Consider the following 19,936-nt stretch of genomic DNA (forward strand, 5'->3'; position numbering starts at 1 on the left):
CAACAACGAGCCATCCTTTTTGCGCAGCGATGGCCCCATGGTGTTAATGATGCGGGGAACAGACCACCCCATCACTTCACCATCGGCTTTGGCGTTCCATCCGATGTCGAAGCGCGGCTGAGGTTGACCGCGGCACCATATACTATTCGACAGATCATTCGATCCTGAACACGTATTTGGTAAAGCGCAACCTTCTTCCTACAAGGCACCCAAAGGTATGATCGCTTCAGGGCGAATGATGCTCCGCTTTTAGGGGTCGGCCATTCGTTTGAGGTTGTTCTTCAAGCTTATATCGTCAGGGCGTATCGGATGAAATCTTTAGGGGATCAGCTAAAGGGAATCAGCTTGGCGGGATCCCCAAGTGCCGGCCAGACTGACAGCCGAACCTCTGGTCGCGCCAATCAACCACGTAAGAAAGATAGAACGGAAAACCTAATCCTCGAACTTCCTTTGATCGGACGAGTCACTCGCACCGAAGAAGATCGGGGGTTTGGTTTCATCTCGACAGGCTCCGGAAAGGATGAATTCTTCTTTCACCTGAAGGGGCACGCCGGGCGTCAAACCGGTGCAATTGATCTTCCTCCTGCCAATGCCGCAGTAATTTTCATTGCGGGAAGTGATCCGCGCAGGAAATCCAGCAAGGAAGCGGTGCGCTGGTGTCCGGTAGCTGAAGTCTTGGCATTCACCCATGAACGCCCCGCAAATCAGATTGAATTCAGTGCGCTGCGCCGTGATCGCCTTAGGTCTTTGGAGTGGGCAGCCTTATGGCGTTTGCTGCATGCTGACTGGTATTCCAAACAATGGCCAAACGGTGCGCCGGCCAATCTGGATGACGACGTTCTCGAAGAGGTTTGGAAAGCTCGATTAGGTGAAATTGATGCTGGCGAATTTGCTAATGGCACGTTCTGGAACCGGCTTTCTCGAAGCAAATACGATTTTGCGGCAAAGCTGCACTCAGACCATCCGCAACAAACCTTTGATTTCAGCCTATTTGAGCCTCGGCAGCTAGCATCCCTTGGTGATCCGGATGTGTCCTGGATGCAAACAGCGAATGACCCCTTAAAGGTTCGGCTAATGGAATGGCACCTTCTACGAAGGTGCGGGGCAGGGTGTTCCGACGACGGCGATGATTGGGGCCCTTGGTTTCAGGGCACGGAAACCATCGAACGAGATCTAGCTCAAAAGCTGCTGGACGAAACAATCGAGACTTGTGGGTTGGTCGAAGATTGGCTCGCGAGGCTAGCTGGAAATGCCATCCTCTCGCCGACGGAGGTAGAGCAGTGGGCAAAGCGGCATCCCGCCATTGCTTTGGCATTGTTTGGACATCTGCCGCAGGAAAGAAGGAACGGCTACCTGGCGGCGTGGCGCGCGACTCCAGAGGATCTAGCTGCGTTAAAACCCTCCACATCCCAACTCACCGACATTCTAACCAGCGAAGCGCTCTCGGTTGACCTTGAAACTGACGGCGAAAGCATTTGGGAAATTGGGTGTGCACAGGCGAATCTTGCGCGCCAACTCTACGATCGCGGATCCGACGACGAGCTCGCTACGGCCCTTTCCGATTTGCATAGCCAAATCCGTTCGGCCCCTTTGGTGATCGGGCACAACTTCCTGACCTGGGATTGGCCTATCATTGCTCGCCATACATCTTCGGAATTCACCCCACTGATCTGGGACACGATGCTCGTTCAGTTTTTACTGAACCCTCAAGCGCCTACGCACGCCCTAGGAAGTAATCATCACGCCAAGGACGATGCCTTGGCCGCCAGAGAGCTATTCGAGAAGCAGTTATCGATGCTCGACCCGGAAATTGCGTGCTCGGTCTTGACCGGGAAGTTTCGCGATACCGGTCAACTGCTCGAGGGGATCTCTCAAGCGCTACAGGGCAAGGCGAAATATGCCCGCAAACTGCCGCTGGAATTGTCCGGGGCTGTCGAACCGGACGGGCTTCTCATTTTCCCTGGGGAACGGCTGCGAGAGTTCGATTGGATTCCTAATGTATCGGTGATGCCGGCCGATCCTTATGAAGGTCTTCCCTACAAGTTACGACAGATCGATGTCGAAGCGTTTGAACGTATTGCCGAAGAGGGAAGTTTGAATCGACCCGCGGCACAAGTGGCTATCGGCGTCGTCCGGATGGCGGCAAAACTAGGCATTTCCATCAGGCGCAATATGATCCCCTTCTGGCTGCTTGAAGGAGAAACCGCGCTGGCCGAAGCGCTGGATCGCTGCGCCGTGGTGCCTCAACATAAAGATGGCTGGCGCGTGGCTCCGATGCCCTCGCGGCCCGAATGGTGGCGCGATGCCGACCTTGAAAGGTTGCGTTTGGCAGCAAGGGATCAGCAATCTTTTATTACCTATCGCGATAAAGCAGCGTTCGATGTTGCCAGCCCTTCTATACCAGATTGGCAGTCAGCTTCATTGACACGCTTAAAAAGCCAGGATGGCATCACAGACTGGGTAAAGACAGATCGTGCTGCCCACGTCCTGGAGCGAAGTGGCGGACTGCGAACCTTTACAACGTGGCAACTTCCGAAAGGGGTGAAGCGCCTTCCGACAACTGCCGTATCAGCTGTTTCTGTCCAGGTTGTCCTTGCAACAAGACGACATCATGTCTTGCATCCAGGGGCATTTGACCAGCTTGGTTACTGGACAGAAGTGCTGCGGACCTTTCGCGAAATAGCGCAGCAGAAAAGCCGAGTAACGCCGCTTCTACTCATCGGCAGTTCGGAAAGTCCCGAGCTGGTGAAAATGCTCGAAGTGGCACTGGCCGAACTCGGAATGGGTGAGGTTCGCCCAGACCACAGGAGCAAGCGGGAACACCTCCTGCGGGCAACTCGGCGGGGCTACGCAGTCGTGGACCTGCTGACCAACTGGCACGATTGGCTTGAGAAAGCCGAAAGCGCGGAAGTCGATCTGAAACCAGTTGTCGAAGCTCTGCCTCTCGAAGAATGGTATGCCTGCTCTCGCCAATGTGGCGTTCAAACTGACGCCTCTGACAACCCAGACCAAACAATCGCCCCACGTGAAACCTCGATCGAACCTCAAACGATCGGCACTGGGGCCATTCTCGAAGCCATGCCATCGCTGGTGGCACAGCATTTGCCTGACTGGCTGACCAACACCAAGATCTCCAACGTCTGGGAGCCAGTAACCCTTATAGATTCGCGCCTTGCCGGCATTGCTCATGAGTTGAAATCGCTCGTTGATACGGTTCCTCTTCGCGAGAAAGCCCTGACCGCCGATGAAATTGAACGCGTGAACATCGCGCTATCACCGTTCAAACTGACTCGAGAGGAAGCGCCGACGGATTTCGCGTCTATGGAACGCTTCTTCGTCGAAAACTGGAATCCGAAAAACGGGGCGCCAAAGCACATAGAAGGCTTCAAAGCTTCACAGCAGTCGGCAATGGAAGCGATCTGCGGCCGAGCTAGCAATGTGCTTATCTCGCTCCCGACCGGCGAAGGAAAGTCCGTCTTGTTTCAAGTGCCGGCGCTTTGCCGAGGCCTGAGAAACAGACGTCTGACATTGGTCATTTCCCCCTTGAAGGCTCTTATGCGCGACCAAGTTGAAGGATTGCGTGACTTGGGCTTTGCGGAATCGGTGGATTTCCTGAGCGGTGACCGACCCAAGCATGAAATTGATGAAGTCATGCAAGGCGTCCTAGATCATCGGATCGTCCTATTATACGTCGCGCCGGAACGTCTCAGAAGTGCTGTTTTTCTAGATGTTCTCGACAAAAGAATGAGTTCGGATGAGGGGTTGGATCATGTCGTCATCGATGAATCGCACTGCGTAAATCAATGGGGCTTCGAATTCCGGCCTGACTACTTTTACGCAACGGAACTTCTGCTGCGAAAGTGCAGCGCGATCACAGGCGATGAACCGACACCGTTTTTACTTCTGTCCGCAACGATTACGGCGTCCGATAAAGAACGGTTGGAAGCTATCCTGTCTGAGGTGCCAGACGAAAGCCGGATGCCGACGCTGGTCCGACCGGAAAACTTTGCTCATCCGATCAGGTCGCATATCTCGATCCTGCCGCATAGGGTCCGCGGTAGGGTCGGGGGAGACGATCTTGAAAGAGCGCTGGCGGAGCGCCTGCCGGTCATCGAAAAGGCAATTGCCGACGCCGCACAAAACCATGTCGACACCGGACAACGCAGCGCTGTCATAGTTTTTGTCCCGTCGCGACGGCTCGCAGAGGAGCTTGCCCGGCGACTTTCAGACGGCAGCGGAGCCAATGCTGAATTCTATCATGCTGGAATGGATGCAGCGACAAAGGAAGAGGTTTATGCCGATTTCCGTGATGGAGAACTGGATGTTCTTGTAGCTACCAAGGCATTCGGGATGGGCATGGATATTCCCGATATCCATTGGGTCGTCCACCTGTCACCGCCCAGCTATCTGGAAGACTATCTTCAAGAAGTTGGCCGGATCGGGCGCGGCAAGGAAGAAAGGGAGCGGGCGAACCTTAATAACCTCAGCGCCCTGCTTCCGTTCTCCAACGAAGACTTCGAACATATTCGCGACCTTCGAGCCCAAAATACCCTACAGAGGCAGGATATCGATGACGTCTTCTCGGAAATCCGAGATAAGGCTTATGAAGTCGATGGCCAGTTGCTCGCGGTCGTTCCCGCCGAGGGCTACAAGCCGCCAGAGACTGAAACCGAGAGGCGGGCAGCCGCCACGCGGCTCCGAATGGCCATCTACTGGCTGGAACGTGCGGAGCGTCTTACGCTGTTTGGCTCGCTTGCCGATGTTTTGACGATCGGACTCTCTCCCGAGATACTGAAAAAAATTGCAGAAGAGGATGGGCCGCTAGCCGAGTTGGCCGACCTGTTGCTTCACCTTGAGGACGCACAGACTTACAATGATCGCAAAGGTGCTTCGCAAAACAGCGCCAGCATCGAAAAAGATACAACGGGCCTGCTTGGTCGTTTGCTCCACAACCTAGCCGATATAGTGGGGTTGGTCTTCAAAGGTTCTTCGAAACGAGCCCTCAGTCAAACGTCCACTATCGGACCTAGACAGTCTCTTGGCCGCCTGACAGCGAATTCCTCCCATCCCGATATTGGCGATCAATTAGGTCAAACAGCGGTCGTCAATCTCTCCCAGATCAGATTTCAACTCCGCTCTATGAAATCTAATGACGACGTCTTTGCCGGTTTGCTCGATCTAGAGAAGCGCGGCGGTGTGTCGCTGAACAGGGAAATCGAGTTCTCCCTAAGGCGATTGGCGTCAGAACAAGAAGACGATATTCGGATACTCTTCGGTTTCATAGATGATGCCGCCAAGCGGTTGTTGGGCAGACTTGCAAAGAAAGGCAACGTCGAATTTCATCCGTCGGATTTGGTCGACATTGAACCGTTCTTTTTGAATGTGGCTATGAAAGGTGCAGGCCAGCCAGATAAACAAGACCAGGAAAGTAGGACAAGAACGCCTTCGGGAGCGGATGAAGAAGATATTCGACGCCGGCGTAGAATGTATGAGCGTGCTTTCATCAATGGATTTCGGACCTTGGTGCGGTCGTCCGGCGTTCACCTTCGGCAAATTACGTCTGCCGACGACGCAGTCTTATGGGAGGCTACGCTAGCATCATCGAAAAACCGCATAGTTGATCAGCGTCGAAGATCACTCATTCAATCTGCTCAATCTGTATTTGGCATTCTCAGAAGTTCGGAAAAGAGAATCGCAGTTTCCAAGCTTGTTGACGAGGTTCGCCAAGCAAGCGTGGGAGGAAAATTTCGCGAGCTGGACTTCAAAAAGACGGCCGGACTTCTGGCAGCCATGAATTTGGTCGGCATGACGGTCGATCTTGTCCAGTTTTCGCATGTCGTGCTCTTGCGCGACTGCTTGGACGCCGATGAAAGTTCGTGGGATGAGCTTGGCGAGATCAATGATTTTTCCGAAGCTCGAAACCTGGCGATGGAAGTGTTCGCAAATCTGCGGACCGATGCCCAAGAGGCCTTCATTACCGGATATTTTTCCCAGTCGGACGCTAAGGGCCTCAAGGGTTTCCTTGAAACCCAACTGGGTGAAATCGAGGAGCCAAACGAAGGCGGCGATGTTCAGGGCGCTTCCAGTATCATCGCGCAAATGCAGGAAAAGCTTCGCGCGACGAAAGCGATAGAGTTCTTCGAGAAATTCAAGACATCCGAGGAGCCGGCACAGTGGGAGGCGGTCCGCCATCCATTCGATCACCATCTGTTGGTCAATGCCGGTCCGGGAGCTGGTAAAACCTTCGTGCTGGTCGGACGGATTGTCCATCTAATCCGCGAGCAACACATCCATCCATCCCAGATCGTGGTGCTCGCGTTCAACCGGGCGGTAGTGTTTGAGATCAAGCGGCGGGTCCGCGATCTCTTCAAATCACTAGGCTATGCGGCTTACGCTTCAAGGCTCCGCGTTTCGACCATTCACGCATTCGCCATGCGGCATCTCGCACGAGAAGGCTGGCAAGGCGATGACTCTATGATGGATGGGGCCCTTTCAGAGTTTGCTCGGCGAATGAATAACGATTCCGAGTTTCGTCGCGCCGTCGCCGGCGATGTCCGTTGCATCCTAGTCGATGAATTCCAAGATCTGACCGACGAGGTTTACGACATTCTATGTGCCTTGCACGAGGGCAGCGGTTCTCGCGCAGGCGTCATGGTGATCGGAGACGATGACCAGGATATCCTTCGGTGGCAGCGCCCGGCAGGAAACTTCTCTGAAACTTACTTCGACCGTTTCGCACAGGACTTTGGTGGTGACCGGTTTAAGCGGCTCTTGCTTTCGGTGAACTTCCGCTCTGGCAACGAAATTGTGCAAAAAAGCCAGGCAATGATTTCTGACTTTTTTGAGCGATCGAACCGATCAAAGCGTTTGAAAAACTCTACCCTTATTTCTCTGCAAAGCGGACCCGTTGCCTCTGCCTGTCAACGTCTAGACTGGCGTAGAAAATCGCTTGGCGCCGCGGTCGACGAAACCCTGAATATTTGGAAGCAGACGGACAGGGGAGCAGGAAGGTCCTTCGCAATCCTATGTCGATCCAATGCTGAGGTCGCTGAAGTTCATCGGCTACTCAAGCCGCATATATCCGGAATATTAGTTCAAGGATCGGCTAACCTACGGGTTGCCAACCTCCGTCATGTAGGCCTTTGGCTCGACTTTCTCCGAATGGAACTTGCAAAATCCGACCGCCCACTCTCGGTGCAGTTGGCAGAAGAGCTTGTCGGCCAATTTACTCGCAACACGCATATCCCTGAGACAAATCCGTCGAACGATGAAGTGGTCAGCTTGGAAAATCTTTGGGACCTCTGCGCCCAAGAGCAGCCATTCCCGCACATTTCTTCACTAATCCGCTTTATTGAGGAACTGCGCAGCGATGACCTAGGTCGTCTAATGGGGGGCGCTTCAGCATCCCCGCCGGTCGTCGTATCGACCATTCATAAAGTGAAAGGTCTCGAATTCGATAATGTCGTCGTGCTTCCTTCAAATCTTCCGTTTGGGAATGGACCCTATGGCAAATCTTCCGATTTAGAGGGTGACGCAGCTGAGGAGGCCCGTCTTCTGTATGTCGCCATGACCAGAGCCAAGGGCAATTTGTGGCAATTCGTCGGCGACAGGGAATACAGTTGGGCAAAGAGTTCTCCAGCATCATTTAACGGCCAGCAAACCGAAGGGTGTGTGCTCATTGGTTCACCAGAAGATGTTGGACTGGGTTGGGCCATGCAGCGTAACTTCTTCAATGAAGATCCGGAAAAATCTCAGGCGTATATCGAGCGCGAAGTCAAAATGGGGGATTCCATCATCCTCGGAGGCCGCGGGAAAGGTGCTCACAAGGCTCTGTTCCATCGAAATGCATCGGGGGCAGTGCGCCAAGTAGGATTCCTGGCAAATAAGCATGGTGCAGGAAATCATAATGCTGACTTGCAGGTCAGCGCTGTGATTAGATTCTACCCAAAAGAGTCGACGGACACCGAGCTGAGCCCGGTAGTGATTGAGCGCGGATGGGGATATGTTGTCTTGGTATCAGGACGCATTCGATAAACGGCTGCCCAACCATCCTGCCTGCGATTGATGGAGGCAGGTCCAGCGTGGAGCCCTCCATCATCGCGCAGCGCTGGACCTGCCATTGTGCAATGCTCGCAGGTTAAGCCATGGACCCATCGCTCTGCGATGGGCTAGCTCGGCACCTGGCTGGCAACAAGTTACAGGGCCACAAAGGAAGAATTCTGTAATCCACTAATTTCTCTAGCAAATTTCTGAGTTACATCGCTAGTTACAGCTGGGTCCCCGTGATTCCCGTTCTAGGCTGCAGTCTCCCGTTTCAGCTCTGCGGCGCGTGGCTGAAACGTAAAGCGTGCCATTCAGTCATCCGGTTGGATAATATTCGCTGTCCTGATCGGCCCCATGGTCTTCTTGTCACTATCGGGCGGATCAGGCGCGGTTTCGTTCGCCCTCTCGCAACGTCAGAACCTCGACGCCGCTTGCTGTCACGGCGACCGTATGTTCGAACTGCGCAGACAGCTTTCCGTCCCGGGTCGCCACGGTCCAGCCGTCGTCCCGGGTAACGGTTTGGCGACTACCGAGATTGACCATCGGTTCGACTGTGAAGGTCATGCCTTCACGCAGCCGTAATCCCCTTCCGGGGCGCCCGAAATTCAGCACCTGGGGTTCTTCGTGCATCTCCCGGCCAATGCCATGGCCGCAATATTCGCGTACGACCGTACAGCCGTGTTTTCTAGCATGTTTCTCGATTGCGTAACCGACGTCGCCCAGATGCGCCCCGGGCCGGACTTTCCGGATGCCGGCCCACATCGCGCCTTCCGCTATCTGCACGAGCCGCTTGGCAGGCGGAGGGGCATTGCCGACGACATAGGTCTTGCTCGAATCCGCGATGAAGCCGTTCTTCTCCAGCGTGATATCGAGATTGATGATGTCACCGTCGCTTACGATCTCGTCCTCCGACGGCACCCCGTGACAGACGACATCGTTGATTGAGCAGTTGAGGACGTAAGCAAAGCCGTATTGGCCCTTGCTGGCCGGGCGGGCCGCCAGATCCTCGGTAATGAAGTGTTCGACGAGGTCGTTGATCTGCATCGTGGACATGCCGCAAAGGTTGATCGTGTCCAGCATCTCGAACACCGAACCGAGCAATCGGCCCGATATGCGCATCAGGGTGATTTCGTCTGCGGTTTTGACCATGTCAGGCAGCTTCGGCCGCACCTTCTGCGTCGTCGTGGACGTGCGCCATTTCGCGCTTCACGATCTCGCTGAAAGTCAGGGTCGGATTGGCTTCGGCCAAGCGGCCTATCTTTATCCAGAACTCGGCCTGCGCATTGATCGAGCGGCACATGACCGCACTCGCGCGGCGCACGCTCTCGTGTAGTTCATCGTCGATTTTTACCAAGCCCACATCATCGCCCTTATACAAACCATATATGATTCGTATATTTGCGGTCTGCGAAAATTGTCAATCTGCTTCGAAGCGGCGTCTTAGTCGTTTTTCGTGGTCAGCGATGCGAGCGCTTCGGCCAACGGTCCGCTTGCGACCCGATCCTCATCGCTTTTGATCCCCACCTTTCGGCGTGCCTCATCGGCCCCGGGACCTTCGCGATATGGATCAATGGCCAGCGCCAGCGTCTGAGCAATTGCTTCGCCCAGATCGAAGGTTTCGCCCTCGTATTCGATCTCGTCGAGGTCCTCGCTTTCCAGCTCGATTTCCTCGTCCGGTGAGAAATCGGGCGTCGATCCCGCCGCAACGAAGCGCAGCGTCAGCGGCTCCGCAACCTCGTAGATCAGTTCCTCTCGCGTAACGGCGCAAGGCTGTTCGATCCTCGCGGTCAGGGTGCCATTCGCCAAGACGGCCTCGTCCTTCATGCCGAACTCGATGGCGGCGTGAAGTGCGGGAATGGACGTCACGCCGAACCTTTCGGCCAGCGCGGCGCGTTCGGCTTCGCTGGCGTCCACTTGCATCGGTTCACTTGGCAGGGCGCGTGGCTTTACCAATCGGCTCAGTTCGGGTGTGCTCATGCCGCGATCTCCCCGGCCTTCAACTGATCGAGGTTCGTTCGGGCCAGCCGCGCGTGGAGCGCGGCCATGCGCTGCACCAGCGCCTCGGCCTCGTCGGGCTGGGCCATCGTCACATTGCGGCGGACGGCATCGATCAGCACTTTGGGATCGTTGCGCAGTCCTTCGCGATAGGCGCCGATGCGGCCGTTCATGCTCTCCATCAGAGCATTGATTTTCTTGCCCACGGTCGGATCGCCGATCCCGGCCTCACGCATCTGTCCTTCCATATCGTCCACGAACAATTCGGTCAGCCGTGCGGTCGCCGGTCCTTGGCCGCCTTCGTCTTCCAGCCGCAGCATGACCAGGGTCAACACCAGTGTGATCATGTCGTATCGACCCTCGATGGTATCGGCGACGCCGCACATGCGATACCAGTCGGGGTCGCGGGCCTCGGCAACGGTGCGGTGCCACAGAACGCGCCATTCTTCGCGCGGGTCGGGTTTGGTGCCGAAAAGGCGGGCGAGGAAAGACAAGAGACTACTCCGTTCAGCGGCAATACAGGCCGAGATCCCCAAGCGCCCCGCATTGCCGAGTTGCATGGGGTGACGCTTTGGGATTAAGGCGTTGCCCGAGCATATAGGCAGGTGGCCGCCCGCGGCCAAGCACCTGCCGGAATACGGAGATTTGCTGTTCCCATGAACAGGTCGAAAATTCTGGGTCTCGCCGCCATTGGCGTGGCTGCCGTGGCCGCAAGCGGTTGCACCTCCATTCGCGAACCGCGCGGATACATCGTCGATGCGGCGCTGGTGCAGTCGGTTCAGCCGGGCATCGATAACGAACAGAGCGTGGCCGGTACATTGGGCCGCCCGACATTCGAAAGCCAATATGGCGAAAAAACCTGGTACTACGTGTCCAGCACCACCGGGCGTAAGCCGTTCGTGCGTCCGCGCATCGAAGAACATTCCGTATTGGCAGTGAAGTTCGACCAGACAGGCAACGTCGTGTCCGCCGAACGCACAGGGATGGACAGGGTCGTCAATCTCAGCCCCGACGGTGCGACCACGCCGACCCTGGGCCGGGAGCGCACGTTCCTCGAAGACCTGTTCGGCAATATCGGTGCGGTCGGCGCGCCGGGTATGGGTGGTCAGGGGCCGGGCTGACACGCCCGCCGCTTGACCCCCGCTTCATGCCCCCCATATCGCGCGGCATGGACGCAAACGACAATCGCCACGGCCTGACCCAGTGGCATTCAACCACCATCATCGGCGTCAAGCGCGATGACAAGATCGTGATTGCCGGGGACGGACAAGTCTCCATGGGCAATACGGTGATGAAACCCAATGCCAAGAAGGTTCGCCGGATCGGCGAAGGCGGCAAGGTCGTCGCCGGCTTTGCCGGCGCCACCGCCGATGCCTTCACTCTGTTCGAACGGTTGGAACGCAAGCTTGAACAGCACAATGGCCAGCTCCTGCGCGCCGCGGTCGAACTGACCAAGGATTGGCGCACTGATAAATATTTGCGCAATCTCGAAGCTCTCATGATCGTGGCGGACAAGGAAAACCTCCTCGTCCTCACCGGCAATGGCGATGTGCTCGAACCCGAAGGCGGGATCGCGGCGATCGGCTCGGGCGGCAATTATGCGCTGTCAGCCGCAAAGGCTCTCGTCGATTACGAAACCGATGCCGAAACCATCGCGCGCAAGGCCATGGCGGTCGCCGCAGACGTGTGCGTTTTCACCAATGGCAACGTCACCCTCGAAACGGTGTGATGGATTAGCCCTCGGGCAACTCCACATAACCCCGCTCAAGCCTCGTGCACGAGCGCGATATTGGAAAAAATGAATTGACCGACAACCTCACCCCCAAAGCCATCGTTGCTGCACTGGACGAACACATCATTGGCCAGAAAGAGGCCAAGCGCGCCGTCGCCGTGGCGCTACGCAATCGCTGGCGGCGCCAGCGTCTCGGCCCGGAATTGCGCGACGAGGTCACGCCCAAGAACATTCTGATGATCGGCCCGACCGGTTGCGGCAAAACCGAAATCAGCCGTCGTCTCGCCAAATTGGCAGAGGCACCCTTCATCAAGATCGAGGCGACCAAGTTCACCGAAGTCGGTTACGTCGGCCGCGATGTCGACCAGATCGCGCGCGATCTGGCAGAAGAGGCGATCCGTCTGGAAAAGGAACGCCGCCGCGAAGCGGTGCGCGATGCTGCCAGCAAGGCGGCGATGGACCGCCTTCTCAATGCACTGGTTGGCGAAAATGCTAGCGAAGCGACGCGTGAAGCCTTCCGCCAGCGTATCGTCGAAAATGCGATGAACGATACCGAAGTGGAAATCGAGGTTCGCGACCAGCCCGGTCAGCAGATGGATATTCCCGGAATGCCCGGCGGCGTGGGCATGATCGACCTGTCCGATATGCTCGGCAAGGCCATGGGCAAGAATTCGATGAAGCGTCGCAAGCTGAAGGTGCCCGATGCCTGGGATCGCCTCGTCGACGAAGAAGCCGAAAAACGTATGGACCAGGATGACGTCAATCGCGTCGCGCTGGAAAATGCGGAAACGAACGGGATCGTATTCCTCGACGAGATCGACAAGATCGCAGTCTCCGATGTGCGGGGCGGATCCGTCAGCCGCGAAGGCGTTCAGCGCGATCTCTTGCCGCTTATCGAAGGCACGACGGTCGCGACAAAATACGGCCCGATGAAGACCGACCACATTCTGTTCATTGCCAGCGGTGCCTTCCACGTTTCCAAACCTTCGGACATGCTTCCTGAGCTTCAGGGACGTCTGCCGATCCGCGTTGAACTTCGTGCGCTGACCGAAGAAGACTTCGTGCGCATCCTTAAGGAAACGCGGGCCAATCTCGTCGAACAGTACAAAGCGCTTATCGGTACCGAAAACGTCACTCTCGACTTTACCGAAGATGCCATCTCCGAAGTTGCCAAGCTGGCCGCTCGCGTGAACGAAACGGTAGAGAACATCGGGGCCCGCCGCCTGCAGACCGTGATGGAACGCCTGCTCGAAGAAATCAGCTTCGAAGCGGAAGATCACGCGGGCGAGACGATCATGATCGACGCTGCTTACGTGCGCGAAAGGCTGGAAACACTCGCGGGCGATACCGACCTTAGCAAGTATATCCTGTAAGACAGGGTCCCTGCCGCTCCTGCGGCGGGGACCCTATTCGCTCGTGCCGCGGCGGCGCAGCAGTGCGCGTCCCGCCAGGGCCAGGACAATCGCGATCACTACGACCGGCATCAGCACGTGGGCGAAGGATCGTACTCGCCCGAATGCAGCTTCAATCGCCTGTCCGCTGACATAGCCAAGGCTCACGAAGACAGCGCTCCATACAAGCGCAGCGAGCGCATTTATGACGACAAAGCGCCGCGCGGGCAGGGTGGTCGTGCCGATCGCAATCGGGCTCACCGTGCGCATTCCATAAAGAAACCGAAACGCGAAAACGAACAGCGTTGGATGTCGTTCGAATGCAGCCACCGCGCGGGCATATCCTTTCTTCTGCCTGAATTGACTGATCCGCGGCCCGTCACGGAACTTTCGGCCGATGGCAAAGAAGGTTTGGTCGGCGATGAACGATCCCGCGGCCCCGGCGAGGATCGTGCTCGCATAAGCAATGAGCTCTCGATGGACTGCGATCCCGCCTAGCACGAGCGCGGTTTCGCCCTCCAGGCCCGCACCCAGCGCAACCGCCCAGATGCCATACTGCGCAATGATCGCTTCGAGGTTCATATCTGCCTCAGTGCGGGGCTAGCCCGCTTTCCACACCGGTCTTGTCGGTCAGGGCGAACTTGTCGACCAGATCAGCGCTTGCCCGGTTTAGCCCGATGACCTGCACACTGCGCCCGTTTCGGCGCATTCGTTCGACCACCTTGTCGAGCGCGCCGACCGCGCTGATGTCCCAGAAGTGTGCCTTGCGCACGTCGATAATCACATGCGGTGCCGGATCGGGCTGGATGCTTTCCGGGCCGAGTGCGGCTTCGAACCGTTCGACGCTGGCGTAGAAGATCTGCCCCTTGGCACGATAGGTCGCGGTATCTCCCTCCCGCTCGCGTACCACTTCGAACATGGTCATCACCTTGTGTGTGAAGAACACGCCCGACAGGATCACGCCTGCCAGCACACCGAGTGCGAGATTATGCGTCGCCACCACCACGACGACGGTCGTGAGCATGACGACGCTGCTCTGCCACGGGTGCTTTGCGATGTTGGGGATCGAATTCCAGCTGAAGGTACCGATCGAAACCATGATCATGATCGCTACCAGCGCCGGCATCGGCACCTGCCCGACGAGGTCGCCAAGCAGCGCCAACAGGATCAGCAGCGCTGCGCCCGCCGTGAAGGTCGACAGCCGGCCGCGTCCCCCGCTCGTCACGTTGATGACCGACTGGCCGATCATCGCGCAGCCGCCCATACCGCCGAACAGCGCGGCGACGACGTTCGCGGCGCCTTGGCCCGCGCTTTCCCGGCGCTTGTTGCTGCCCGTGTGGGTCATGTCGTCGACGATCTGCGCCGTCAGCAGCGATTCCAGCAGGCCGACCGCCGCCATTGTCGCCGAATAGGGCGCGATGATGAGGAGGGTGTCCCACGTCAAAGGCACGTTCGGAAGGGCGAAATAGGGCAGGCCTTCCGGCAGTTCGCCCATGTCGGCAACGGTATTGACCGGAGCATCGAGCCAGATGGTCAGCGCGGTGAGCACGACAATGGCGATGAGGGGGCTCGGAACGGCTGACGTCAGTCTCGGGATCAGGTAGATCATCGCCAGCGCCGCCGCGACCATGGCATAGGTCGTCCAGCCGATGCCTGCTGCCGTCGGGTCGAGCTGGGGCAACTGGGCCATGAATATCAGGATGGCCAGGGCGTTGACGAAGCCGGTGATGACCGACCGCGACACGAACTGCATCAGCAGGTCCAGCCGTAACAGCGCCGCGATTCCCTGAAAGACGCCCATCAGGATCGTTGCCGCGAAGAGATAATCGACACCGTAATCGCGCACCAGCGGCACCACCAAGACGGCGACCGCCGCCGTCGCGGCAGAGATCATGCCGGGTCGCCCGCCGGTGAAAGCGATGACCATAGCAATTGCGACCGAGGCATAGAGACCCACCCGCGGGTCGACCCCTGCGATGATCGAAAAGCCGATTGCTTCGGGGATCAGGGCGAGCGCCACCACCAGGCCGGCGAGCAGGTCTGCCCGGATGTTTGAAAACCAGTCGCGATGAAGCGTGCTGCGGTCGAGCATGCGAGAATTCCGTTCGTCTAATCCGGGAATGGCGCGGCATGGGCGCCGTTGATCTGCACATTATGAATAATGTTGCATCGCGGCACAAGCCGCAAGGTCGGCGGCGCTGTTCAGTCGCTATCCGACTTCTCTGCGCGCTGGCGATCCCACATCTCTGCGTAAAGGCCCTTGCGGCGCAGCAGATCCGTGTGGTGACCGCTTTCGACCAGGCGACCATGCTCCAGCACCAGGATCTTGTCCGCATCGGCGATGGTCGACAGCCGGTGCGCAATGGCCAGCGTGGTACGATGCTCAGAAACACGGCGGAGCGTGGCCAGGATTTCCTGTTCGGTCCGGCTATCGAGCGCGCTTGTCGCCTCGTCCAGCAACAGGATCGGCGGATCCTTCACCAGCGTGCGGGCAATGGCGACGCGCTGCTTCTCGCCGCCGGACAGTTTCAGTCCGCGCTCGCCGACTTCGGTATCCAGCCCCTCGGGCAGGCGCTCGATCAGCGGCATGATCGCTGCCGATTGTGCCGCGGCGATCACCTGTTCGCGCCCGGCGCCGCCGCGGCCATAGGCGATGTTGTAACCGATGGTGTCGTTGAACAGCACGCTATCCTGCGGGACGATACCGATCTGCTCGCGCAGACTGTGCTGGGTAACCTCGGCGATATCCTGTCCGTCGATCAGGATGCGGCCCTCCTGCGGGTCGTAGAACCGGAACAGCAATCGCCCGATCGTGCTCTTGCCCGCGCCCGAAGGGCCGACGATCGCAACATGACTGCCCGCCGGAACCTCGAAGCTCAGCCCGTGCAGGATCGTCCGATCCTCCTCATACCCGAATACGACATTGTCGAAAGCAACGGTTGGCTTGCGGATCAGCAGGGCAGGGGCGCCGGGAGCATCCTTTACCTCGGCGTCGGTATCGATCAGGCGGAACATCTCGGCCATGTCGATCAGCCCTTGGCGAACTGTACGATAGACCATTCCCAGCATGTCGAGCGGACGGAAAAGCTGGATGAGATAGGTGTTCACCAGCACCAGATCGCCGGTGGTCAGCGCGCCCTTGCTCCACTGCCACACGGTGAAGGCCATCGCCGCGCCCATCAGCAGGTTCATGATGACCGCCTGGCTGATGTTGAGCAGGGCCAGCGAGTTTTCGGACCGGATCGCCGCTTCGGCGAAGGCCCGGGTCGATTCGGCGTAGCGGTCGCGCTCGCGCGTTTCCGCGCCGAAATATTTGACCGTTTCGTAATTCAGCAGGCTGTCCACCGACCGGGCGAGGGCCGTCCCGTCGAGTTCGTTCATCTGCCGCCGCAATTCGTTGCGCCATTCGGTGATCGTGCGCGTGACGAAGATATACGCCCCTACTGCCAGCGCGGTGGCGGCAACCAGTTCCCATCCGAAGTTGAGGTAGAAGATGACCCCCACCGCAGTCAGTTCCAGCGCTGTGGGCGCGATGTTGAACAGCAGGAAGTACAGCATGACGTCGATGCTCTTCGTCCCGCGATCGATGGTCTTGGTCACTTCCCCGGTGCGGCGCGACAGGTGGAATCTCAGCGATAGCTGGTGCAGCCGCGAAAACGTGTCTTCGGCAAGTTTACGGGTGGCATCCTGTCCGACACGCTCGAAGGTGATATTGCGCAGATTGTCGAAAGCGACCGCGGCGAACCGCCCGGCTGCATAGGCAATGACGAATGCCAGAGCGACCATGACCGCCTGATTGGCCGGCGTCGTCATGGAATCGACCGCTCTCTTATAGGCGAACGGCAGGGCGAGCGTGGTCGCCTTGGCCGCGAGTACGAACATCATGGCACCGACGATGCGGCGCTTCAGGGCCGGATTATCGGCTGGCCAGAGATACGGCAGGAACCGCTGGACGGTTGCCCAGCCTTCAGGATCGTCGCGCTGGGCGGAATTGGCAGTATCGGGTGGCATTCGGGCGCATACTTGGGGGCCCGGCATGGGCAGGGCAAGGCACACCGCCTTTACGGGATGAACCTAAACCGCTCTGGGACAGGTGCATGGATATTTGCTGACGCCGCCCTCTGCCGCGCGTATTGGCCATGCCTTCGGCAGCCTGGCGCATTCGTTTCATGACTGAAAAATCCAAACCGGTTCTCGTCACTGTCCTTGCCCATAATGAAGAGGCGAGGATCGCTCTCTGTCTCGACAGTCTGCCGCTGGACGATCCCGATGTGCAGATCTGGGTGGTGGTCAACGGCAGCAGCGATTCCACGGCTGAGATCGTCCGTGGCTATGCCGCACGCGGTGTGCGGCTGGTTGACTATGCCGAAGGCGGCAAATCACGGAGCTGGAACAGGTTCATCCTCGACGATGCGCCGGATGCGCAAACATATGTGTTCGTCGATGGCGATGCGCAGCTTGTGGCAGGCTCGGTAAATGCCCTCCGCTCATGTCTCGAAAAATCGGGTGCCAATGCCGCCTCGGCCGTTCCCATGAATGGCCGCAATGCCGAACACTATCGCAGGTCCATGGTGCGCGAGGGCGGCCTGTTCGGTGACTGTTATGCCCTGTCGGGCGATTTCGTTCGCCGCATCCGGACTCGCGGTATTCGCCTGCCGAACGATCTTGTCGGCGACGATGGCCTGATCGGCGCTCTGGCGCATACCGATCTTGGGCCGGAATCGGCCTGGCGCCACGAACTGGTGAAAGTCTGCCCGGATGCGGGCTTCTTCTGCGAACCCAATCGCATCACTCTCAAGGGCTTGCGCAGCCAGTCCGCGCGCATGGTCAATTATGCGGTTCGCCGGTTCCAGAACCGCATCATCACGGAAATAATGCGCTCGGAAGGGCCCGGCGGTCTGCCGGACAATCTGGCGGAGGCTTATCCTGCGGCCTTGCCGGGCTTCAAGCCGCGGCTCAGTCCACCATGGTACTGGTTTGACCGACAGGCACTGGCCCGGATGCGGGCGGCATCGGGCTCGTCGGTCGGCGCCTGAGCATGGCGATGCCCGATCGCACGACATCCGGCCACGCCAGCAGCAGCACGCCCGCATAGGTCGCCGCTCCGACGCCCGCCAGCGCGGCCAGCGTCACGGCGGCAGGAATGTCGGTCGGCAGCAGAGCCCGCACTCCGAAAACGGCGATCGCCATGACAGCGCAGGCTGCCGCCGGCGGGATGGCGGCGCCGATCAGGCGGCCCGCCGACAGGTTGATCTGGGGCAGGGTCAGCGCCAGCGTAAAGATCAGCAGCAGCGGTGCACCAATCCACCAGGCGTGGACCAGTCCCTGGGGCCCGAACTGCACGCCGATATAGAACGATGTCGCGAAGATCGCCGCCCCGGCTATGCTCGTAGCCAGGTAGATCCGCTCCTTTCCCGTGGAAGTGCAGGTGGGCGAACAGATGATCTGCACCGCCATCAACGGCATGACCACGGCAAGGCCCGAAACGATCGGGGCCATCTCCACCCATTTGGGGCCGAAGATCACGAATATCGCTTCGGGTGCGGTAAGCGCCAGACCGATATAGATGGGCGATACGACCAGCAGCACGCTCTGCACCGTCTTCTGGAAATACGGTCCCAGGCTGCGGCCGGACTTGTGCAGTTCGGCATAGGCCGGGAAGGCGACCTCGTTCAGCGGGGGGATGAACCGCCCGGTCACGATCAGGGTCAGGAACAATGCCTCGGAATACAGGCCGAGCTGGTGCGTATCGAACAGGCGTCCGGCGATGAAGATATCGCTCTGGCTCTGCACGATCCAGAACAGCTGGCATAATGTCAGCGCGCCGCCGAAACTGATCAGGCGACCAGCGCCTTTCAGATTGAACACCGGGCGGACCCACAGCCGTGCGGCAATGCTCATGATCAGGCCGCGCACACCGAAGCCGGCGATGGGGGCATAGACCAACGCCCAGACGCCGAAGCCTGCCCAGGCAAGGCCCAGCGCGGTGAGCGAAGCGAAGATCGCCGAAATAAGATTGGCGATGCCCTGACTGCGAAACTCCAGTCGCCGGGCCAGAAGGGCCGTGGGCAGGGCGGTGAAGGGAATGGTCAGGAAGATGAGGGCCTGTACCCGTAACAGTTCGGCAACCGCAGGTTGTCCGTAATAGCCTGCGACTACCGGGGCGAAGAGGAGCTGCGCGGCCGCAAGCATCCCATTGGTCAGCAGCAGAAGCGCGAATACCTGGCCGATCTCCCGGTCGCCGACCTTGTCGGCTTGGATCAGCGAACTGGCAAAGCTCCATCCATTGAGAAAGTTGAGCGCGGTGACGAACACCTGGCTCATGGCGAATAGGCCGTAGTCCGATGGATCCAGCAGTCGCACCACGATGATGGTGGAACCCCAGGTGATGAACTGGGCGATCAGCTGCGTGCCCCATCTCCACGCAAGCGCGCTGCGCACGCGGGCGCCGAACCCTTCCGGCGCTTCCTCTTCAGTGACCCGACTTGCTGGCATTGGGGGGTGCTACTGGCGATTCGTTATGAAAGCGAGAATGGGATGATCGATTCTGTGGTGGAATCGGGTGTGACTCGGGGTGGTGGCGGGGGTGATTGGGCGATTCCGGGCGGGTTGGGGTTGTGTGGTACCGCAGGCGGTGTTGTGGTGTTTGCGGGGTTGGGGGTTGGGAGGCGAGGGATTCTGGGGTTTTTTCACAAATGGGCAACAAAGTTTCAAAAAGGCGTTGACCGAATCCAACACCGCGCCTAGATGGCTCTCACCGACGCGGCGCTGACGG

13 protein-coding genes are annotated in these 19,936 nt (G+C 58.4%); 5 read left to right on the forward strand and 8 right to left on the reverse strand.

Translation table 11 applies throughout. The features are described 5' to 3' along the window. Positions 1–309 precede the first annotated feature (309 nt). Positions 310–8,034 (forward strand): UvrD-helicase domain-containing protein, encoded by a 7,725-nt coding sequence (locus ACIGGE_RS07840; protein WP_397489893.1) that lies wholly within the window; start codon positions 310–312, stop codon positions 8,032–8,034. A gap of 390 nt (positions 8,035–8,424) precedes the next feature. Here ACIGGE_RS07840 and map read toward each other — a convergent pair whose 3' ends face one another. The 4 genes from map to ACIGGE_RS07860 all read right to left on the reverse strand — a co-directional run bounded on the left by map (position 8,425) and on the right by ACIGGE_RS07860 (position 10,532). Beyond that, positions 8,425–9,192, reverse strand: coding sequence for a type I methionyl aminopeptidase (gene map, locus ACIGGE_RS07845; protein ID WP_397489894.1), 768 nt, complete (start codon positions 9,190–9,192; stop codon positions 8,425–8,427). Position 9,193: 1 nt separating this feature from the next. Then, positions 9,194–9,403, reverse strand: a complete 210-nt coding sequence (locus tag ACIGGE_RS07850) for a ParD-like family protein (RefSeq protein ID WP_397489895.1) — start codon at positions 9,401–9,403, stop codon at positions 9,194–9,196. 80 nt (positions 9,404–9,483) lie between these two features. Next, a complete protein-coding gene (locus ACIGGE_RS07855) occupies positions 9,484–10,020 on the reverse strand; it encodes a YceD family protein (RefSeq protein WP_397489896.1) in 537 nt (178 codons plus the stop codon). Continuing rightward, the gene (locus tag ACIGGE_RS07860) at positions 10,017–10,532 is read right to left on the reverse strand and encodes a ubiquinol-cytochrome C chaperone family protein (RefSeq protein WP_397489897.1); all 516 of its coding nucleotides are present in this window, start codon (positions 10,530–10,532) and stop codon (positions 10,017–10,019) included. Before ACIGGE_RS07860 ends, ACIGGE_RS07855 begins: the two co-directional genes overlap by 4 nt. A gap of 162 nt (positions 10,533–10,694) precedes the next feature. Here ACIGGE_RS07860 and ACIGGE_RS07865 point away from each other — a divergent pair, with 162 nt between their 5' ends. The 3 genes from ACIGGE_RS07865 to hslU all read left to right on the forward strand — a co-directional run bounded on the left by ACIGGE_RS07865 (position 10,695) and on the right by hslU (position 13,143). Beyond that, entirely contained in the window at positions 10,695–11,159 is a 465-nt protein-coding gene (locus tag ACIGGE_RS07865; RefSeq protein ID WP_196847796.1) for an outer membrane protein assembly factor BamE, read from the forward strand. Positions 11,160–11,206: 47 nt separating this feature from the next. Next, a complete protein-coding gene (hslV, locus tag ACIGGE_RS07870; protein ID WP_103025221.1) occupies positions 11,207–11,767 on the forward strand; it encodes an ATP-dependent protease subunit HslV in 561 nt (186 codons plus the stop codon). Between the two features lie 74 nt (positions 11,768–11,841). Then, positions 11,842–13,143 carry an ATP-dependent protease ATPase subunit HslU gene (gene hslU / locus ACIGGE_RS07875; protein ID WP_397489898.1) on the forward strand — a complete coding sequence of 434 codons (1,302 nt, stop codon included), beginning with the start codon at positions 11,842–11,844 and terminating at the stop codon, positions 13,141–13,143. 33 nt (positions 13,144–13,176) lie between these two features. Here the strand turns inward: hslU and ACIGGE_RS07880 are convergent, their stop codons facing one another. The 3 genes from ACIGGE_RS07880 to ACIGGE_RS07890 all read right to left on the reverse strand — a co-directional run bounded on the left by ACIGGE_RS07880 (position 13,177) and on the right by ACIGGE_RS07890 (position 17,172). After that, positions 13,177–13,743: a DedA family protein gene (locus tag ACIGGE_RS07880; protein WP_397489899.1), complete on the reverse strand. Its 567-nt coding sequence runs from the start codon at positions 13,741–13,743 to the stop codon at positions 13,177–13,179. A 7-nt stretch (positions 13,744–13,750) separates the two neighbouring features. Continuing rightward, entirely contained in the window at positions 13,751–15,253 is a 1,503-nt protein-coding gene (locus tag ACIGGE_RS07885) for a SulP family inorganic anion transporter (RefSeq protein ID WP_397489900.1), read from the reverse strand. 110 nt (positions 15,254–15,363) lie between these two features. Next, positions 15,364–17,172 (reverse strand): ABCB family ABC transporter ATP-binding protein/permease, encoded by a 1,809-nt coding sequence (locus tag ACIGGE_RS07890; RefSeq protein ID WP_397489901.1) that lies wholly within the window; start codon positions 17,170–17,172, stop codon positions 15,364–15,366. Between the two features lie 158 nt (positions 17,173–17,330). Here ACIGGE_RS07890 and ACIGGE_RS07895 point away from each other — a divergent pair, with 158 nt between their 5' ends. After that, positions 17,331–18,197 carry a glycosyltransferase gene (locus tag ACIGGE_RS07895; protein WP_397489902.1) on the forward strand — a complete coding sequence of 289 codons (867 nt, stop codon included), beginning with the start codon at positions 17,331–17,333 and terminating at the stop codon, positions 18,195–18,197. Here the strand turns inward: ACIGGE_RS07895 and ACIGGE_RS07900 are convergent. Further along, the gene (locus ACIGGE_RS07900) at positions 18,118–19,656 is read right to left on the reverse strand and encodes a lipopolysaccharide biosynthesis protein (RefSeq protein ID WP_397489903.1); all 1,539 of its coding nucleotides are present in this window, start codon (positions 19,654–19,656) and stop codon (positions 18,118–18,120) included. The two genes, ACIGGE_RS07895 and ACIGGE_RS07900, sit on opposite strands and share 80 nt — an antisense overlap. Positions 19,657–19,936 lie beyond the last annotated feature (280 nt).

The sequence above is a fragment of the Qipengyuania sp. NPDC077410 genome (genome assembly GCF_044543405.1).
Classification (GTDB): Bacteria; Pseudomonadota; Alphaproteobacteria; order Sphingomonadales; family Sphingomonadaceae; genus Qipengyuania; species Qipengyuania pacifica.